The sequence below is a fragment of the Azospirillum sp. OGB3 genome (assembly GCF_014192915.1).
GTDB lineage: Bacteria > Pseudomonadota > Alphaproteobacteria > Azospirillales > Azospirillaceae > Azospirillum.
Genome location: NZ_JACHYN010000005.1, coordinates 235,982 through 253,540 on the forward strand (window position 1 = coordinate 235,982; position 17,559 = coordinate 253,540).

The 17,559-nt window shown below is 69.4% G+C and carries 16 protein-coding genes; 12 read left to right on the plus strand and 4 right to left on the minus strand.

The window, feature by feature from the left end; genetic code table 11:
* Positions 1–247: 247 nt before the first annotated feature.
* Entirely contained in the window at positions 248–2,134 is a 1,887-nt protein-coding gene (locus FHW79_RS13325) for a methanol/ethanol family PQQ-dependent dehydrogenase (RefSeq protein ID WP_183179512.1), read from the plus strand.
* Between the two features lie 84 nt (positions 2,135–2,218).
* Positions 2,219–2,839, plus strand: a complete 621-nt coding sequence (locus FHW79_RS13330; protein WP_183179368.1) for a pentapeptide repeat-containing protein — start codon at positions 2,219–2,221, stop codon at positions 2,837–2,839.
* Between the two features lie 134 nt (positions 2,840–2,973).
* Here the strand turns inward: FHW79_RS13330 and FHW79_RS13335 are convergent, their stop codons facing one another.
* The 3 genes from FHW79_RS13335 to FHW79_RS13345 all read right to left on the minus strand — a co-directional run bounded on the left by FHW79_RS13335 (position 2,974) and on the right by FHW79_RS13345 (position 6,124).
* Positions 2,974–4,290 carry an aminotransferase class III-fold pyridoxal phosphate-dependent enzyme gene (locus FHW79_RS13335; protein WP_183179369.1) on the minus strand — a complete coding sequence of 439 codons (1,317 nt, stop codon included), beginning with the start codon at positions 4,288–4,290 and terminating at the stop codon, positions 2,974–2,976.
* A gap of 6 nt (positions 4,291–4,296) precedes the next feature.
* A complete protein-coding gene (locus FHW79_RS13340; protein WP_183179370.1) occupies positions 4,297–5,346 on the minus strand; it encodes a phosphotransferase in 1,050 nt (349 codons plus the stop codon).
* Positions 5,347–5,440: 94 nt separating this feature from the next.
* On the minus strand, positions 5,441–6,124 hold the full coding sequence (locus tag FHW79_RS13345; protein ID WP_183179371.1) for a GntR family transcriptional regulator: 684 nt from the start codon (positions 6,122–6,124) through the stop codon (positions 5,441–5,443).
* 421 nt (positions 6,125–6,545) lie between these two features.
* Here FHW79_RS13345 and FHW79_RS13350 point away from each other — a divergent pair, with 421 nt between their 5' ends.
* The 4 genes from FHW79_RS13350 (at position 6,546) to FHW79_RS13365 (ending at position 10,794) form a co-directional block, all read left to right on the plus strand.
* Positions 6,546–7,160 carry a glutathione S-transferase gene (locus FHW79_RS13350; protein WP_183179372.1) on the plus strand — a complete coding sequence of 205 codons (615 nt, stop codon included), beginning with the start codon at positions 6,546–6,548 and terminating at the stop codon, positions 7,158–7,160.
* A 57-nt stretch (positions 7,161–7,217) separates the two neighbouring features.
* Positions 7,218–9,293, plus strand: coding sequence for a pyridoxamine 5'-phosphate oxidase family protein (locus FHW79_RS33250; RefSeq protein ID WP_183179373.1), 2,076 nt, complete (start codon positions 7,218–7,220; stop codon positions 9,291–9,293).
* Positions 9,294–9,341: 48 nt separating this feature from the next.
* Positions 9,342–9,806 carry a DUF1348 family protein gene (locus FHW79_RS13360; RefSeq protein WP_183179374.1) on the plus strand — a complete coding sequence of 155 codons (465 nt, stop codon included), beginning with the start codon at positions 9,342–9,344 and terminating at the stop codon, positions 9,804–9,806.
* 97 nt (positions 9,807–9,903) lie between these two features.
* Positions 9,904–10,794, plus strand: coding sequence for a LysR substrate-binding domain-containing protein (locus FHW79_RS13365; protein ID WP_183179375.1), 891 nt, complete (start codon positions 9,904–9,906; stop codon positions 10,792–10,794).
* A gap of 6 nt (positions 10,795–10,800) precedes the next feature.
* On the opposite strand, the gene FHW79_RS13370 is transcribed toward FHW79_RS13365, so the two are convergent.
* Positions 10,801–11,550: a helix-turn-helix domain-containing protein gene (locus FHW79_RS13370; RefSeq protein ID WP_348984140.1), complete on the minus strand. Its 750-nt coding sequence runs from the start codon at positions 11,548–11,550 to the stop codon at positions 10,801–10,803.
* Between the two features lie 361 nt (positions 11,551–11,911).
* Between FHW79_RS13370 and FHW79_RS13375 the strand changes: the two genes are divergently transcribed.
* The 6 genes from FHW79_RS13375 to FHW79_RS13400 all read left to right on the plus strand — a co-directional run bounded on the left by FHW79_RS13375 (position 11,912) and on the right by FHW79_RS13400 (position 17,546).
* Positions 11,912–12,685 (plus strand): ABC transporter permease, encoded by a 774-nt coding sequence (locus tag FHW79_RS13375; protein ID WP_348984142.1) that lies wholly within the window; start codon positions 11,912–11,914, stop codon positions 12,683–12,685.
* Positions 12,686–12,702: 17 nt separating this feature from the next.
* A complete protein-coding gene (locus FHW79_RS13380) occupies positions 12,703–13,545 on the plus strand; it encodes an ABC transporter ATP-binding protein (protein WP_183179378.1) in 843 nt (280 codons plus the stop codon).
* Positions 13,542–14,600 (plus strand): ABC transporter substrate-binding protein, encoded by a 1,059-nt coding sequence (locus FHW79_RS13385; RefSeq protein ID WP_247884347.1) that lies wholly within the window; start codon positions 13,542–13,544, stop codon positions 14,598–14,600. Before FHW79_RS13380 ends, FHW79_RS13385 begins: the two co-directional genes overlap by 4 nt.
* Positions 14,601–14,671: 71 nt before the next feature.
* Positions 14,672–15,400 carry a flavin reductase family protein gene (locus tag FHW79_RS13390; RefSeq protein ID WP_211108263.1) on the plus strand — a complete coding sequence of 243 codons (729 nt, stop codon included), beginning with the start codon at positions 14,672–14,674 and terminating at the stop codon, positions 15,398–15,400.
* Positions 15,397–16,368: a carbon-nitrogen hydrolase family protein gene (locus tag FHW79_RS13395; protein WP_183179380.1), complete on the plus strand. Its 972-nt coding sequence runs from the start codon at positions 15,397–15,399 to the stop codon at positions 16,366–16,368. Before FHW79_RS13390 ends, FHW79_RS13395 begins: the two co-directional genes overlap by 4 nt.
* Positions 16,369–16,574: 206 nt before the next feature.
* Positions 16,575–17,546 carry a ChuX/HutX family heme-like substrate-binding protein gene (locus FHW79_RS13400; protein WP_183179381.1) on the plus strand — a complete coding sequence of 324 codons (972 nt, stop codon included), beginning with the start codon at positions 16,575–16,577 and terminating at the stop codon, positions 17,544–17,546.
* Positions 17,547–17,559 lie beyond the last annotated feature (13 nt).

Here is a 17,559-nt window from a genome sequence, read left to right on the forward strand (position 1 = left end):
CCTTCGAACGAGACGCAAGCCGGCAGACGGGTCTCCTGCCGCGGCGGCAGGAATTTTTCCCGCCCCCTCCGGGACGTCGTCATACGCGCGTTGCAAGAACGTCGTCCCCGTATCGTCCAATAGAACCGAAGAACCGCCAAGACGAACATTGGGGGCGCAAGACGCGGTGCCGGAACCGGGGCGGATCGGGCGGACGATCCGCCCCGGAAAAAACGGCCTTTCACGGGGGAAACGCATGACTTTATCCTTGGACACCAAGTCAGGAAGCAAAGCCGGACAAATTCGACGCCGAATCATAACCGCGGTGATGGCCGGCTTCCTGGCTTCCACCGCTCCGGCGGCTTGGGGAACCGCCCAGGCCGCCGAGGTCACCTGGGACGACATCGCCAACGACGCCAAGTCGGCCGGCGACGTGCTGATGTACGGCATGGGGGTGGAGGGCAAGCGCTTCAGCCCGCTGAAGCAGATCGACACCACCAGCGTGTCGCGGCTGGTCCCCGCCTGGTCCTTCTCCTTCGGCGACGAGAAGCAGCGCGGGCAGGAAACGCAAGCGCTGGTCCATGACGGGGTGATCTACGTCACCGCCTCCTACTCGCGGATGTTCGCGCTGGATGCCCGCACCGGCAAGCGGCTGTGGACCTACGCCCACCGCCTGCCCGACGACATCCGCCCCTGCTGCGACGTGGTCAACCGCGGGGCGGCGATCTACGGCGACAAGGTGTTCTTCGGCACGCTCGACGCCTCGCTCGTCGCGCTGAACAAGGACACCGGCAAGGTCGTCTGGCGCAAGAAGTTCGCCGATCACAAGGTCGGCTACACCATGACCGGCGCCCCGACCGTCGTGAAGGACCAGAAGACCGGGCGCATGCTGCTGATCCACGGCTCGTCCGGCGACGAGTTCGGCGTGGTCGGCCGCCTGTTCGCCCGCGACCCCGACACCGGCGAGGAAATCTGGATGCGCCCGCTGGTCGAGGGGCACATGGGCCGGCTCGACGGCAAGGACAGCACCCCGACCGGCAACGCCAAGGCGCCGTCCTGGCCGCGCGACAAGGACGGGCAGCTCGTCGAGGCCTGGAACCACGGCGGCGGCGCGCCCTGGCAGAGCGCCACCTTCGACGTGGAGACCAACACCATCGTCATCGGCACCGGCAACCCGGCGCCGTGGAACGGCTGGGCGCGCTGGCCCGGCGACAGCCTCTACACCTCCGGCCAAGCCTACGTCGATCCGACCACGGGCGAGCTGAAGGGCTTCTACCAGCACACCCCCAACGACACCTGGGACTTCTCCGGCAACAACGAGCTGGTGCTGTTCGACTACAAGGACGCGTCGGGCAAGACGGTGAAGGCGACCGCCCACGCCGACCGCAACGGCTTCTTCTACGTCACCGACCGGACGAAGCTGGCGACGGCGGGCGGCGAGGCGAACAAGCCGAACAGCGTGCTGGCGGCCTTCCCCTTCGTGGACGGCATCACCTGGGCCAAGGGCATCGACCTGAAGACCGGCCGCCCCATCGAGGTGGAGGGCCAGCGCCCGCCGCCCCCCGCCGAGGGCGAGAAGCGCGGCAAGGCGGTCGAGGTTTCCCCGCCCTTCCTCGGCGGCAAGAACTGGAACCCGATGTCCTACAGCGAGGACACCGGCCTGTTCTACATCGCCGCCAACCACTGGAAGGAGGACTACTGGACGGAGCATGTCGGCTATAACCCCGGCTCCGCCTATCTCGGCATGGGCTTCCGCATCCACAAGATGTTCGAGGACCATGTCGGCGTCCTGCGCGCCATCGACCCGACGACCGGCAAGATCGCCTGGGAGCACAAGGAGGAGCTACCGCTGTGGTCCGGCACCCTGGCGACCGCCGGCGGGCTGGTCTTCACCGGCACCGGCGACGGCTATGTCAAGGCGTTCGACGCCAAGTCCGGGGCGGAGCTTTGGAAGTTCCAGACCGGCTCCGGCATCATCTCCTCCCCGGTCACCTGGGAGCTGGACGGGGTGCAGTATGTCGGCATCACCACGGGCTACGGCGGAGCCGTGCCGCTGTGGGGCGGCGATCTCGCCGACCTGACCACCCGCGTGACACAGGGCGGCTCCTTCTGGGTGTTCAAGCTGGCCGACGTGAAGGTCTCCAGCGCCAAGTGACCGCCCGCCGGGGCAGGGAAACGGGCGCACCGGTCCGCTTCCCCGCCCCGGTCTTCCTGCATCGCAGCGATGGGAGTTCTCCCCATGAACCGCCTCTTCCGGCCCACCTTCGCCCTGTGCGCCCTGCTGTCCCTGTCCGCTCCGCTCACCGCCCCGCTGGCGGCGGAGGTGGAAACCGCCAGCCTCGGCGGCGGCGAGGAGGAACGCGTCACCGAGGTTGCCGGCTGTGTCCTGACGGCCAAGACGGTCTGCCCCGGCATCGACCTGCGCCACCGCAACCTGCGCAGCCTGTCGCTGGCCGGCGCCGACCTCCGCGGCGCCAACCTGATGCGCGCCGACCTGCGCCACGCCGATCTGCGCGGGGCCGACCTCAGCGGGGCCATCCTCGACGGCGCCGATCTGCGCACCGCCTTCCTCCAGGGCACGCGCCTGTCCGGCGCCCGCCTGCGCGGCGCCAACCTGGAATTCGCCCGCGCCAACGGCGCCGACCTGCGGCAGGCCGACCTGACCGCCGCCAACCTGGAGGCGCTGCGCGCCGACAAGGCGGACCTCACCGGCGCCAACCTGGAGGGCGCCAACCTCCAAGAAGCCAAGCTGTCCCTGACCAACCTGTCGCAGGCCAATCTGGAGGGCGCGAAGATCCGCTTCGCTATCTTCCAGGACGCGCTGATGACCGATTGCCGCTCCTGCCCCACCGACTGGTGACGGGAAGGCCGGCGGGTGGAGCTTCGCCTGTTCGACCGACGGCTGCCCGAGGGAGGAAGCCGAGGCCCCTCACCGGGCGGACACCGCTCGCCTGAAGGGGCTCAGCGGGGCGGCGTGGCGTAAAGCGCCGTCACTCACAGCGCCGCCAGCACCTCATCGAGCGTGGCGAGGAACAGCTTCGCGTCCTCGGACGAGAAGACCAGCGGCGGGCGGATCTTCAGGATGTGCCCTTCTTGCCCGGTCGCGCTGATCAGCACCCGGCGCTGGCGCATCCCGTTCACCACGCGGGCCGTCTCCTCCGACGCCGGAGTCTTCAGTTTGCGGTCGCGCACCATCTCGACGCCGATGAACAGACCGCTGCCGCGCACGTCGCCGATCAGCTCATGCTTGGCGGCGAGCGCGCGCAGGCCGTCGATCATCTCCGTGCCGACCGCCAGGGCGTTCTCCTGCAGGCGGTCCGCCTTGATCACGCGCAGCACCGCCAGCGCCACCGCGCAGGACACCGGGTTGCCGCCGAAGGTGTTGAAATAGCGCTGGCTCCTGCCGAACGTCTCGATGACCTCCGGCCGGAACACCGCCCCCGCCACCGGATGGCCGTTGCCCATCGGCTTGCCGACCGTCACGATGTCGGGCACCAGCCCGTGGCGCGCGAAGCCCCACATGTGCGTGCCGAGCCGCCCGAAGCCCGGCTGCACCTCGTCGGCGATGAAGATACCGCCGGCCTTGCGCATCACCTCGACCACCGGGGCGAGGAAGCCGGCCGGGTCGGTGAAGACGCCGCTGCTGGAGAAGATGGTGTCGACCAGCAGCGCCGCCGGAGCGATCCCCTTCTCCCGCAAATCCGCGATGGCCGCCTCCACGGAGCGGGCGAAGGCCGCACCCACCTCGGCCTCCGGCATGCGGTAGCCGTCGGGCGCCGGCACGACGCGGACATGGTCGCCGAGCTTCACCGCGGCACCCAGCGAGGGCGACATCTCGGCCAGCGCCGAGGTCACGCCGTGGTAGGCGTTGTGCGCGATGACCACGCCGGTGCCGCCGGTGTGGACGCGGGCGACGCGCAGGGCCAGATCGTTGGCCTCGCTGCCGGTGCAGGTCAGCATCAGGTGCGACAGCTCCGCCGGGAACTCCGCCAGGAAGGCTTCGGCGAAGTCGAGGATGCCGTCGGTCAGATAGCGCGTGTGGGTGTTCAGGACGGCCGCCTGCCGGGCCATTGCCTCCACCACCTCCGGCCGGGAATGCCCGACCGAAGCGACGTTGTTGTAGGCATCCAGATAGCGGTTGCCCTCGGCGTCATAGAGGGACGAACCTTCACCGCGCACGACATGGATCGGGTCGGCGTAGAACAGCCGGTAGGCCGGGCCGAGCAGCTTCTCGCGGCGGGCGATCAGGGCGCGCTCGCGCTCCGGCAGGGACCCGGCGGAGTCGGGCGCGTAGGCGTTGATCATGGTCATGGCGGTTCACACTTTCTGGCAGGCGAGATGGAGCAGGCGGCGGGCGGTGGCGGCCTCGTCGCCGGTCAGCCGGTCCAGGCCGGCGAAGGCGCGTTCGGCGTTGCGCAGGATGTAGGCGGCGTTGGCGGGGTACTCGGCCGCCCGCCAGCCGGTGATGCCGATGGTCAGGGCGAGGCGGCCCGCCACCAGATCGGGCAGCAGCTCGACTTCTTCCTCCGTCAGCGGCAGCACGGCGTTGTAGGCACGGGTCATCTCGACCACCGAGCCAAAGGGCGTCTCGCCGCTGGTGACGTGGTAGGCGAGCGCCGTCGCCAGATCGTTGGCCAGCGGCGCCCGCAGCGCGTCGCCGAAGTCGATGATCCCGGTGACCGCCTCATGCCCGACCGGATCGACCACCGCGTTGTGGGGGTTGAGGTCGTTGTGGATGACCTGATGGCGCAGGGCGGGCAGCCGGGGGGCGATCTCGTCGGCGAAGCGGGCGACGAAGCGCTCGACCATTCCGCGGCGCCGGTCGTCCGCCACATAGTGCAGCCGGTCGGCGACGCTGGCGGTGCGCGTGATGTCCCACAGCAGGTCGCGCTCCGAACCGGGATGTTCGTAGTCGGCCAGCGCCCGATCCAGCCGGGCCAGCGTCGTCCCGAGCGCCCGCATCAGCCCCGGCGAAGGCGGTGCTGCGTGGAGCGGCGTTCCTTCGAGATAGGTCAGCAGCCGCAGGACCATGGCATTGCCGTCGATGTGGACGATCGCCTGGGCTTCCCCGTCCAGCGTCGGCACGACCCGCGGCACCGGCAGAGTGGCGTCACGGTCGGCCACATGCTGCATGGCCCCGGTCTGGAAGCCGGTGACGAGTTGCGGCTCCGCCGGGTTGGTGAACTTCAGCACATAGCCCTGCCCCTCAGGCGTGGATATGTGGAAGTTGCGGTCGCGCTCGCTGCTCAGTTCGCGGACGGTGCCGGCCACGCCGAACCACCGTTGCAGGATGGCGCCGGCCTCCTCCGTGGAGATTGCCGGCGCGGCGGTGGTCAGAACGTCACCCTGGGTCGGGGCCGGTGTCATCGCCGGTGTCTCCTCGTGGCTCGAATCGGTCAATGTTTGATGCATCACAATGGCGGGTGGGTCGGCTGAGGAAGCGGATGGGATCGGCGGAGAATCAGACGGCGAGCGCCTCGGGATGCACGCCGTCGATCCTCTCCAGGATCGGGCCGCTGGCCAGCAGGATGTCGGCCTGGATGGCGCTGGCGGCGGCTGGACCGTCGTGGCCGCGGATGGCGTCCATCAGCGGGTAATGGTGGTCGATCATCGTGCGCCCGGCACCGCCGTAGACGTCGGCGATCAACGGTCCCATCTGCAGCCAGAGCCGCCGCAGAATGTCGCCGAGCACCGGCATGTCCGCGAACTCGGACACCTTGAAATGGAAGATCTGGTTCAGTTCGGTGGCCAGCGCGGTGTTGCCGGCGGCCATTGCCTCCTCGTTGCGCTTGAGCAGCGATTCCAGGGCTTCGATCTGGGCGGGCGTGGCCTGTTCGGCGGCGCGGGCGGCGGCCAGCCCCTCCAGATTGACCCGGATATCGCGGATCTCCAGGTAGGTGGCCCGGGTCAGCATCGGAACGCGGATGTCACGCGGCGAGCGCAGCACCAGGGCCTGATCCTGCACCAGCCGCAGGATGGCGTCGCGCACCGGCGTGACGCTGGTCCCCAGCCGGTCGGCGAGATCGCGGATCTTGAGGCGGTCGTTCGGCTTGAAGGCGCCCTTCATCAGGGCCTCGCACAATTTCTGGTAAATCGTGCCGCCGAGATTGTCGTGTTCGAGAAGGGTGAGATCGAACCCGCTCATCTTCCGCCCTTCCCACCGTTGCAGGACATTCGATGCATGATGCATCATAATGCCGCAGAAGCGACCGAAGGTCAAGCCGGTCTGAGCGATCATACAGCGCTGCCGCAAGTGATTCCCCCCTCTCCCGCCCCGGGAGAGGGGAGGGGCCCGCGCGAAGCGCGGGAAGGGTGAGGGTGCGGACAAGGATTGGTCCACTGATCCTCGCACGACCCTCACCCGCCCGCTCCGCGGGCACCCTCTCCCGAGGCGGGAGAGGGATCAAACGTCAAACGCACTCACCCCAAACGCCCCGTCCCAACCGGCATTATTGCGCTGGTTGTAATGATGAACTGCCAAACCGGGTCATTCCGGTGATCGGCTGACAGGCGCACTCTCGGTGTGCGGATCGGGATAATCCCGGCCGGCATCGCAGGAGTTAGCCATGAAGCTCTATCATCACCCGCTCTCGGGCCACGCGCACCGCGCCCGCCTGTTCGTCTCCCTGCTCGGACTGCCGCACGAGCTGGTCGAGGTCGACCTGATGGCGGGAGCGCACAAGACCCCCGAGTTCCTGGCGCTGAACCCGTTCGGCCAGGTGCCGGTGCTGGAGGACGAGGGCGTGGTCGTCTCGGACTCGAACGCCATCCTGGTCTATCTGGCGAAGAAGGCCGGCCGCAGCGACTGGCTGCCCGAGGACGCCCGGAATGCGGCGGCCGTCCAGCGCTGGCTGTCGGTCGCGGCCGGCGAGGTCGCCTATGGCCCGGCGGCGGCGCGGCTGGTCACGGTGTTCGGCGCGGGCTTCAACCCCGACGAGGTCATCGGCCGCGCGCACACCCTGCTGAAGCGGCTCGACAGCCACCTGTCCGGCCGCGACTGGCTGGTCGGCGTCCAGCCGACGATCGCCGACGTCGCCATCTACAGCTACGTCGCCCGCGCCCCGGAGGGCAACGTCGATCTGTCGGGCTATCCGGCCGTCAACGCCTTCCTCCGCCGGGTCGAGGGGCTGCCGGGCTTCGTCCCCTTCGCCCAGACGCCGGCCGGACTCACCGCCGCCTGACGCTGCGTCCGGGCGCGCGCACCCGCGCGCCCGCGCCTTTCATCGAGGAGACGGAATATGGGCGAGACCGCGAAGACGCAGCCGATCTGGCACGAGGGCGAGACGTTCCTGCAGAAGAAAGTTGGCGCCGACGTCGCCGAACGGATGGCGATGGTGGGACAGCGGGTCATCCGCAACTTCATGCCCGACCAGCACCGCGACTTCTACGCCCAGCTCCCCTTCATCGTGATCGGCGCCGCCGACCCTGGCGGGGACGCCTGGGCCGGCATCCTCGAAGGGCGGCCCGGCTTCCTGTCCTCGCCGTCGCCGACCCTTCTCGACATCGCCGCGCGCCCGAACGCCGGCGATCCCGCGGCGGCCAGCCTAACCGATGGCGCGCCGGTCGGCCTCCTCGGCATCGAGATGAACACACGGCGGCGCAACCGCATGAACGGCGTCGCCACGACGACGCCCGAGGGCTTCCGCGTCGCGGTCGACCAGAGTTTCGGCAACTGCCCCCGCTACATCCAGTTGCGCGACGCCACGGTGGCCCGCGACCCAGCCCAGCCCTTCGTCGGCGCCGTCGAGGAGCTGACGGCCCTCGACCCGGCGGCACGGGCGGTGATCGAAACGGCGGACACCTTCTTCGTCGCCTCCTACGCCGACCGTGGCGACCATCGGCAGGTTGATGTGTCGCATCGCGGCGGCAAGGCCGGGTTCGTCCGCGTGGCCGGGGACGGCACGCTCACCATTCCCGACTTCGACGGCAACCTCTTCTTCGCCACGCTCGGCAACATCCTGCTCAACGGGAAGGCGGGGCTGCTCTTCGTCGATTTCGCCAGCGGCGACCTGCTGCAGATGACCGGCGACGCCGCGCTGGTCCTGGACTCGCCGGAGATCGCCGCCTTCCAGGGCGCCGAGCGGCTGTGGACGTTCAAGGCGCGCAAGGTCGTCCGCCGGCGCGGCGCCCTGGCCCTGCGCTGGACGCTGCGGGCGGACGGCTGGTCGCCCAGCTCCCTGATGACGGGCGATTGGGGCCAAGCCGCCGACCGGCTGCGCGCGGAGGAAACGGCGACGCACTGGCGGCCGATGACGGTGACGGACATCGTGGAGGAAAGCGCCACCATCCGCTCCTTCCATCTGCGGCCGACCGACGGCGCCGGGCTGGTGCCGCATCTGGCCGGCCAGCATCTGCCCATCCGCGTCATCCCGGCGGGCGCCGATAAGCCGGTCGTCCGGACCTACACGCTGTCCGTCGCCCCGTCGGACGGGATCTACCGCATCAGCGTCAAGCGCGAGGGCTTGGTGTCGCGGCACTTGCACGACCATGTCCGGGTCGGCGACGTCATCGAGGCGCGCGGGCCGGCGGGCGGCTTCACCATCGACGCCCGCGCGACGCGGCCGGCGGTGCTGCTGGCCGGCGGCGTCGGCATCACCCCCCTGCTCGCCATGCTGCGCCATGTGGTCTATCAGGGGCTGCGCACGCAGCGAATCCGCCCGACGATCCTGGTCCACGCCGCGCGCTCCAAAGCGGAACGACCGTTCGACCGGGAAATCGCCGACCTTGTCGCCGCGGCGAACGGCGCCGTCAGGCTCTTCCGCGTCCTCAGCGATCCCGGCGACGCCGTGCCGGGCACCGATTACGACGCCGCGGGGCGCATCGACATGGCGCTGCTGACGCGCATCCTCGGCTTCAACGATTACGACTTCTATGTCTGCGGGCCGCCCGCCTTCACCCAGGCGCTCTACGACGGCTTGCGCGACTACAACATCGCCGACAGCCGGATTCACGCCGAGGCGTTCGGGCCGTCGTCCCTGAAGCGGACCGGTGAGACCACAACAACCGCCGCGCCGGCGCGCCGACCGCCCTCGACCAAGCCGGTGCCGGTCGCCTTCATGACCGCGCTCAAGGAGGCGCGCTGGACACCCGGCTCCGGCACGCTGCTCGATCTGGCCGAAGCGCGCGGCCTCGATCCCGCCTTCAGTTGCCGTGAGGGCACCTGTGGGACCTGCCGCACCAAGCTGCTCAAGGGTGCGGTGACCTACGTCAAGGAGCCGAGCGCGGCGGTCGCCGCCGACGAGATACTGCTGTGCTGCGCCGTCCCAGCCGAAGCGGAGACCGGTGAGGACGCGCCCCTTCAGCTCGCGCTCTGACCTTCCCCTTCACCCCTCCCCTCCCCCGCGAAACGACAGGAGTTCGCCATGTCCCGTCCCCCTCTGCCACCCTTCAGTGAAGAATCCGCCATCGAAAAGGTCCGCCTCGCGGAAGACGGCTGGAACAGCCGCGATCCCGCCAAGGTCACGCTGGCCTACACCACCGACACGCGCTGGCGGAACCGCGCGGAATTCGCCAACGGCCGCGCCGAGGTCGAGGCCTTCCTGACCCGCAAGTGGAACCGCGAGCTGGACTACCGGCTGATCAAGGAGCTGTGGGCGTTCGGCGGCAACCGCATCGCCGTGCGCTACGCCTATGAATACCACGACGACAGCGGCCAGTGGTTCCGCGCCTACGGCAACGAGAACTGGGAGTTCGCCGAGGACGGGCTGATGCGTGTCCGCCACGCCAGCATCAACGAGCACCCGATCGCCGAGGCCGACCGCAAGTTCCGTTGGCCGCTGGGCCGCCGTCCGGACGACCATCCGGGCCTCAGCCATTTCGGCTTCTGACCCGGCGGCTTCTGACGCGGCGGCGCAGGCGGAGGTTGCTATCCGCAGCCTCTTCCGCCACAGACTGTGACGGGGACGCGGCGAAACGGGGGCACGCATGGACCGGCTGCAGGCGATGCGGATCTTCGTGAAGGTCGCGGAAGCGGAAAGCTTCGCCGAAGCCGCCCGCCACCTGCGTCTGAGCGCGCCCGCGGCAACCCGCGCCGTGGCCGCCCTCGAGGAACTGATCGGCGCCCGCCTGTTCGTGCGCACCACCCGATCGGTGAAGGTCACCGAAGCCGGGGCACGCTACCTCGAGGACTGCCGCCGCATTCTCTCGGACATCACGGAGGCGGAGGCCGCGGCGGGAGGCATCTACGCCACCCCGACCGGGACGCTTGCCGTCACCGCCTCGGCGCTGTTCGGGCCGATGCATGTGCTGCCGATCGTGACCGAGTATCTGGACCGCTACCCCGGCATGCGCGCCCAGACCTTCTTCGTCGACCGCCCGGTGAACATCGTGGAGGAAGGCATCGACGTCGCCGTGCGCATCGGGCACCTGCCGGATTCCGGGCTCACCGCCATCCGGGTCGGCACGGTCCGGCGCGTGGTCTGCGGCGCCCCGGCCTATTTCGAGCGCCGCGGCGTCCCACAGACCCCGGCCGACCTCAGGCACCACCGCATCGCCGTGTCGACCGGCGCCTGGGCCTCGCCGGAATGGCGGTTCGCCCGCGACCAGCGGGTGACCATCGACCCGGTCCTGCAATGCAACACCAACGAGGCGGTGATCGCGACCGCCAAGGCGGGCTGGGGCCTCACCCGGGTTCTTCACTACCAGATCGGCCCGGCACTGCTGGCCGGGGAGCTTCGCATCGTGCTCGCCGACCATGAGGAGCCGCCCCTGCCCATCCACGTCCTGCATCCTGAGGGGCGGCACGCGCCGGCCAAGGTGAGGGCTTTCGTCGACCTCGCCGTGGCCCGCCTGCGCGAGAACCGCTTCCTCAACTAGGCCCGGTCAGGGGATGGTCGGCGCCGGCGTGCTCAGGCTCCACATCGCGTCGAACATGGACGCCTGGAAGGCCGCGAAATCGGCGCTGTCGAGGATCAGGCCGTAGCTCTCGCGGCCCGACGAGATGACCGAAACCTTGGTGCCGTGGATGAAGCAGGTCATCGCGAGGTTGTAGGTGGCGGGCGCGTAGCGCAGCTCGCGCCGCTCCTCCTGGCTCGACGGCCAGATCGGCGCGATGTCGCGCTCCTCCGAGCGGATCACCCGCAGCCAGATGCCGCGCCGCGCCCGCTCCTTCAAATAGTGCTCCATCTCCTCCAGCCCCGGCTCGACCATCAGCTCCCGCATGGAGAGGGTGGCGCGCAGCTCCTTCTCGTCGCCGCTCAGCGTCTCCCACAGGACGGTGCGGATGCCTTCGGGGCCGGGGTGGAAGCGGACGTTCGGCTGGCCGTTCTCGTGATGGTACATCGACCGCAGGACCGGCATCACGTCCTCGAGCATCTGCCGCCGGGCCTCGCTGCGCTCCAGCAGGATGCCCGGGTCTTGGGCGACCACGAAGCGGCGCTTCCCGTGATCGACGAAGCGGACGAGCCCCTCCGCCTCCAGCTTGGCGAGAGCATCGTGCGCCGTGGTGCGGGCCATGCCGGCGCCCGCGGCCACCTCCGTGACGGAGCCGCCGCCGAGGCGGATCGTCGTCAGATAGAGCTTGTAGAGCGTCCCCGATATGCCGATCCGGGACAGCTTCTCCTCAAGATTCACCCACGTGCTCCCTTTTGAATCGCGTCGCAACATGCCCGATTCCGCGCCACCCGTCCATCGTCGGTTTCTGCCGATAAATTGCCGACTCTTCGCGGTGCCGCCTTGGCGAGAAGATGCTTAAATGGGCTATTATCCCGCTGAATGCCTGCTAAAACGGCAAGTTTCGGCCTACCAAGCGTCATTCGTTTGTATTTTTCGAATTGACGGATTTTTCCGACACTGTCATCGTTTTTTCGTCGTCCAAGGACGTTGACGTCCCGCGAGGCGGCGCCGAACGGTGGAACGAGGGAAGGTGATGGAAGCGAATTCAAAAGCGCATGCGGCAGCACCGCCTTTCATGCAGAGGGCGCCGCGCCGCGCCGTGAGTCCCCGCATTCTGACGGACCGGTCCTTCCGCGCGGCGATGGGCCTCACCGCCTTCTTCGCCGTCTGGCAGGCGCTGACCTCGCTCGGCGTCATCGACGCCTTCCTACTGCCGTCGCCGGCCGCGGTGGCCGGGGCAATGTGGGACATGGCGCTCGACGGCTCGCTGTGGGTCCATCTCGGCGCCAGCCTGCAGCGGGTGGCGGTCGGCTTCGCGCTCGCCTGCGTCGTCGGCATGGCGCTCGGGTTGATGTGCGGCTGGTGGCGGGGCGTCGCGGACTTCGTGCGGCCGGTGGTCGAGGCGCTTCGCCCCATCCCGCCGCTCGCCTGGATTCCGATCACTATCCTGTGGTTCGGGCTCGGCGACGCCGCGTCCTACTTCCTGGTCTTCCTCGGCGCCGTCTTCCCGGCCTTCGTCGCCACCTACACGGCGGTGCGCGGCCTCGACCGGAACCAGATGAACGCGGCGCTCTGCCTCGGCGCGACGCCCTGGCAGCTCTTCACCGACGTGCTGATCCCCGCCTCCCTGCCGATCATCCTGCCGGGGCTGCGGATCGCGCTGGGCGTGGGCTGGATGTGCGTGGTGACCGCCGAGCTGATCGCGGCGCAGACCGGCCTCGGCTACCTGATCCAGCAGTCGCGCATGCTGTTCCAGATCAACAACGTCGTTGCGGGCATGGTGGCCATCGGTCTGGTCGGCTTCGCCATGTCCGCCGTCCTCGAGCGGATCGAGCGTCGGGTGAACGCCTGGGCGCCTTCCGAGCGCAATTGAGCAGGAGGCGAAGGAACATGGCCGCCAACACCGCACTCAAGACACCCGCCCCGCCCCCCGGCACGCCGCAGGCCCAGCCGGCCGACATCCAGATCGACATCCGGAATCTGGGCAAGGTCTATGGCGGGACCTCGTCCGACACCATGGTGGTCGCGCTCGACGGGGTCGACCTGCGCATCCGCCGCGGCGAGTTCATCTCGCTGCTCGGCCCCTCGGGCTGCGGGAAGTCGACCCTGCTCGGCATCGTCGCCGGTTTCCAGTCGGCGTCGAGCGGGACGCTCCTGCAGAACGGCCGCCCCATCGTCAAGCCGGACCCGTCGCGCACGGTCGTCTTCCAGGACTACGCGCTGTTCGGCTGGATGACCGTGCAGCAGAACGTGGAGTTCGGCCTGAAGGCCAAGGGCATGGCGAAGAAGGAGCGTGCGGAGATCGCCCGCTCGCTGATCGACATGGTCCGGCTGACCGGCTTCGAGGAGAAGTACCCGCACCAGATCTCCGGCGGCATGAAGCAGCGGGCGGCCATCGCCCGCGCGCTCGCCCCGGACCCCGACATCCTGCTGATGGACGAGCCGTTCGGCGCGCTGGACGCGCAGACCCGCGTGCTTCTGCAGGAGGAGATCGCCCGCATTTCGTCGGAGGCCGGCAAGACGGTGATCTTCGTCACCCACGGCATCGACGAGGCGGTGTTCCTGGCCGACCGCGTGGTGGTGATGAGCCCGCGGCCCGGCCGGGTGCGCGAGGAGGTCACCGTGCCGCTGCCGCGGCCCCGCACGGCCGAGATGCGCTCCGATCCCTGGTTCGTCTCCACGGTCAACGACCTGTGGGAGACCCTGAAACCCGAATGGCAAAAAGGGGAATGAACGTGACCTCGACACTCTCGCGCCGTCGTTTCGGCCAGCTCGCCGCCGGCATCGCCGCCGCCGCAACCCTCGCCAAGCCGGCGATCCTCCGCGCGCAGGGCGCGGACGTCGTCAAGATGGGCTGGTTCAACACCACCACCGTCTCGGCGCAGATCGCCCATGTTCTGATGCGCACGGACATCGCGGCCCGCAACGGCCTGCGGATGAACATGATCCAGCTCAACGCTTCGCCGGCGGTGAACGAGGCGATCGTGTCGAACGCGGCCGACGTCGGCACGCTGTCCGACTTCGCCGCCGTCACCACCATGGCGGTCGGAGCGCCGGTCACCACCATCGCGTCGCAGGCGCGCTTCCGCTCGGCGGTGCTGGTGACCAAGAAGTCGGGAATCACCGACGTCGCCGGGCTGAAGGGCAAGCAGGTCTATGGCACCTTCGGCATCACCGCCTTCCAGAACGCCCAGGAGGCGATGACCAAGGCGGGCCTCACTCCCGGCCGCGACATGACCTTCGTGAATGTCGGGCCGGCGGAGCTGGCCGACGCGGTGGGCGCGCAGCGGATCGACGCCTTCTTCACCTACGACCCGTTCGTGAGCTTCTTCGAGAACGCGGGCTTCGCCCAGGTGATCTCGGAGAATCTGACCCCGGTCATCGTGCTGACCGCGAACAACCGCTTCTTCAAGGACCGGCCCGAGGTGGCGGAGCGCTTCCTGCTCGCCAACTCCCAGGCGCTGTATTTTGCCAGCCAGAACCACGACCTCGTCAACAGCTGGTTCCGCTCGCTGGAGCCGGCGAAGAACATCCCGGAGGCCGTGCTGGAAAAGGCGTCGGGCTACGACCCCGCCTGGAACGCCAAGGCGCCCACCGACATCAAGGCGGCGCTCTCCGACGAGCAGATCAAAAAGCTGAACCAGCTCGCCGAATGGGGCGTCGAGGCGAAGCTGCTGCCTCGCCTGCCCGACGTGTCGAAGTTCGTCGACACGAGCATCGCCGGCAAGGTGGACGCCGCCTTCGCCGCCCAGGTCTTCGATCCGAAGACGGTCAAGATCGTCGGCTGACCGGCCGGCGATCCCGACGCATCGCGCAGGACGGGGCGGCGGCCATGCCGGGCCTTGCCGAAGGAGACCTCATGACCCTAAGACTTGACGACGCGGCCCGGCCGGCAACCGACCACGCCGCCCCTGCCCCCGCCATGCGCCATTTCGACTTCGCCACGCTGCCGGCGCCCGACCGCTACCGCCTGCTGACCGCCGCGGTCCTGCCGCGGCCGATCGCCTGGGCGGTCACCCGCTCGGCCGAGGGCCGGGTGAACGCCGCCCCCTATTCCTTCTTCAACGTCTTCGGCTCCGACCGGCCGGTGGTCTGTCTCGGCGTGCTGGCACGCCCGGACCGGCCGAAGGACACGGCGGTCAACATCCGGGCGACGCGCGAGTTCGTGATCAACCTCGTCCCCTTCGCCCTGACGGAGGCGATGAACCTCACCTGCGTCGAGGCGCCGCCCGAGGTGGACGAGACCCGGCTCGCCGGGCTCGCCACCCTGCCGAGCGTCGCGGTCCGGCCGCCGCGCATCGCCGCATCGCCGGTCGCCTTCGAATGCCGTCTGATCCACGAGTTCGAAAGCGGTCCCGGACAGTGGCTGTTCGTGGGCGAGGTGCTGCACGCCCATGTCGCGACACGCGTCCTGACCGGCAACCCCGACCGCCCCCGCATCGACCATGAGGCGCTCGACCTCGTCGCCCGCATGCACGGCCCCTCGGCCTATCTGCGCACCCGCGACGTCTTCGATCTGGTACGGCCGGTCTGGGCCGACACCCCGCCTCAACCCACCAAAACACACTGCAAGGAACGACAAGAATGACCAAGGTTAAAGTGGCCGCGGTGCAGGCGGCGACGGTGCCGTTCGACGCCGCCGCGGCGACCGCCCGCACGGTCGACCTGATCGCCGAGGCGGCGTCCACCGGCGCGTCGCTCGCCGTCTTCCCGGAGGCCTTCATCGGCGGCTACCCGAAGGGGCTCGATTTCGGCTGCTCGATCGGCCGGCGCACGGCGGAAGGGCGCGCCGACTTCGCCCGCTACGTCCGCGGCGCGATCACCGTGCCGGGACCGGAGACCGAGACGCTGTCGGCGGCCTGCGCGCGGCACGGAATCCACGCGGTCGTCGGCGTCATCGAGCGCGACGGCGGAACGCTCTACTGCACGGTGCTCTATCTGTCGCCGGACGGCCGGATGGGCAAGCACCGCAAGGTGATGCCGACCGGGTCGGAGCGGCTGGTCTGGGGGTTCGGCGACGGCTCCACCCTCACCGTCATGGACACGCCGTTCGGCCGTGTCGGCGGGGCCATCTGCTGGGAGCATTACATGCCGCTGATGCGCGCGGCCTACTACGCGAAGGGCGTCCAGCTCTGGGCGGCGCCGACGGCGGACGACCGTGAAAGCTGGATCGCCACCATGCGCCACGTCGCCATGGAGGGGCGCTGCTTCGTGATCGGCGCCTGCCAGGTGATGCGCCGCTCGGACTTCCCGGAGGACTACGCCAGCCGCATCGACGCCGGGCCGGACGAGTGGATGATGCACGGCCGCTCGGTCATCGTCGGGCCGCTCGGCGAGATCCTCGCCGGCCCGCTGGTCGACGCGGAGGGCATCCTGACCGCCGAGGTCGACGTCGAGGATCTGGTCGGCGCCAAGCTCGATTTCGATCCGGTGGGCCATTACGCGCGGCCGGACCTGTTCAGCATGCGCGTCGACGAGACCCCGCGCGCGCCGGTCGCCACGGTGCGCGAGGCCGCCCTTCCGGAGCGCAACGAGACGGTCGAAGAAGCGGCCTGACGGGCAGGGTGATCGCATTCAAAATCCCTCTCCCCAGAGGGGAGAGGGCTATGAAGGTCAAATGCGATTGCCCCGGCCCACCGGGCGATTAATGCCGGTTAATGATCGGCGCCTTGTAACTGATAATGCTTCTCATGATCATTTGCGGGAGATTTGGCCCTGTCCGGACGGGCCGACCACACCGCATCTTGTCAAGGGAAGCCCCAATGCCCGACACCCGCCTGCCGACCGCCCTCCCAATTGCCGATCCGATCCTGTCCACCCTTCCCGGCTGGGAGACCGGCGCCGTCTGCCCGACGCGGCTCGAGGTGGACTGGACCGACGCCCTGAGGAAGCTGGACGTCCTGGGGACGGTCCGGGTCGTCACCGGCAACCGCAGCATCACCCATGAGAAGACCGGACGCTTCGGCAACGTCGACGGCAACGGCCCGGCCCTGATCGTGCTGAACCGCGAGGTCGACCTGCGCGTCTTCCCGCGCCACTGGGCCATCACCGTCCACACGCCGGAGACGGACGGCGAGGCCGAGGCCATCCGCGTCTTCGACCGGCATGGCCGCGCCGTCCACGCCATCCACCGCACCCCGGAGACGAACGGCGCCGCCTGGGACGCCTTCCTCATCCTGCACCGCGCCGCCGACCAGGACGCGCCGGTCCTGGAACCGCTGCCCGCCCCCGCCGCCGAGCGGCCCGACGCCGAGATCGACGTGGAAGGGCTGCGCGCCGCCTGGAGCGCGATGACCGATGTGCACGAGTTCTTCGGCATGCTGAGGACTTTCGGCGTCGGGCGGCGGCAGGCGCTGCGCCTCGCCGGTCCGGGCTTCGCGCGGGAGCTGCCCGCCACCGCCCTGCTGCCGCTGCTGGAGGCAGCGCGCGACCGCCGGCTGGAGATCATGATCTTCGTCGGCAACGCCGGCTGCATCCAGATCCACACCGGCACGGTGGACCACCCGGCGGCGGAAGACGGGCTGCTGCGCATCGACGACCACGGCTTCACCCTGCGCGCCATCCAGGCGCGGCTGTCCAGCGCCTGGGTCGTCCACAAGCCGACCGACAAGGGCGGCATCACCACGGTCGAGTTGTACGACGACCGGGGCGACAACGCGGCCATCCTGTGCGGCCAGCGCGACGAGGACAAGCCGGAGCGGGCGGAGTGGCGCGCGCTCGCCGCGTCCCTGTGACGGGCGGGGACCG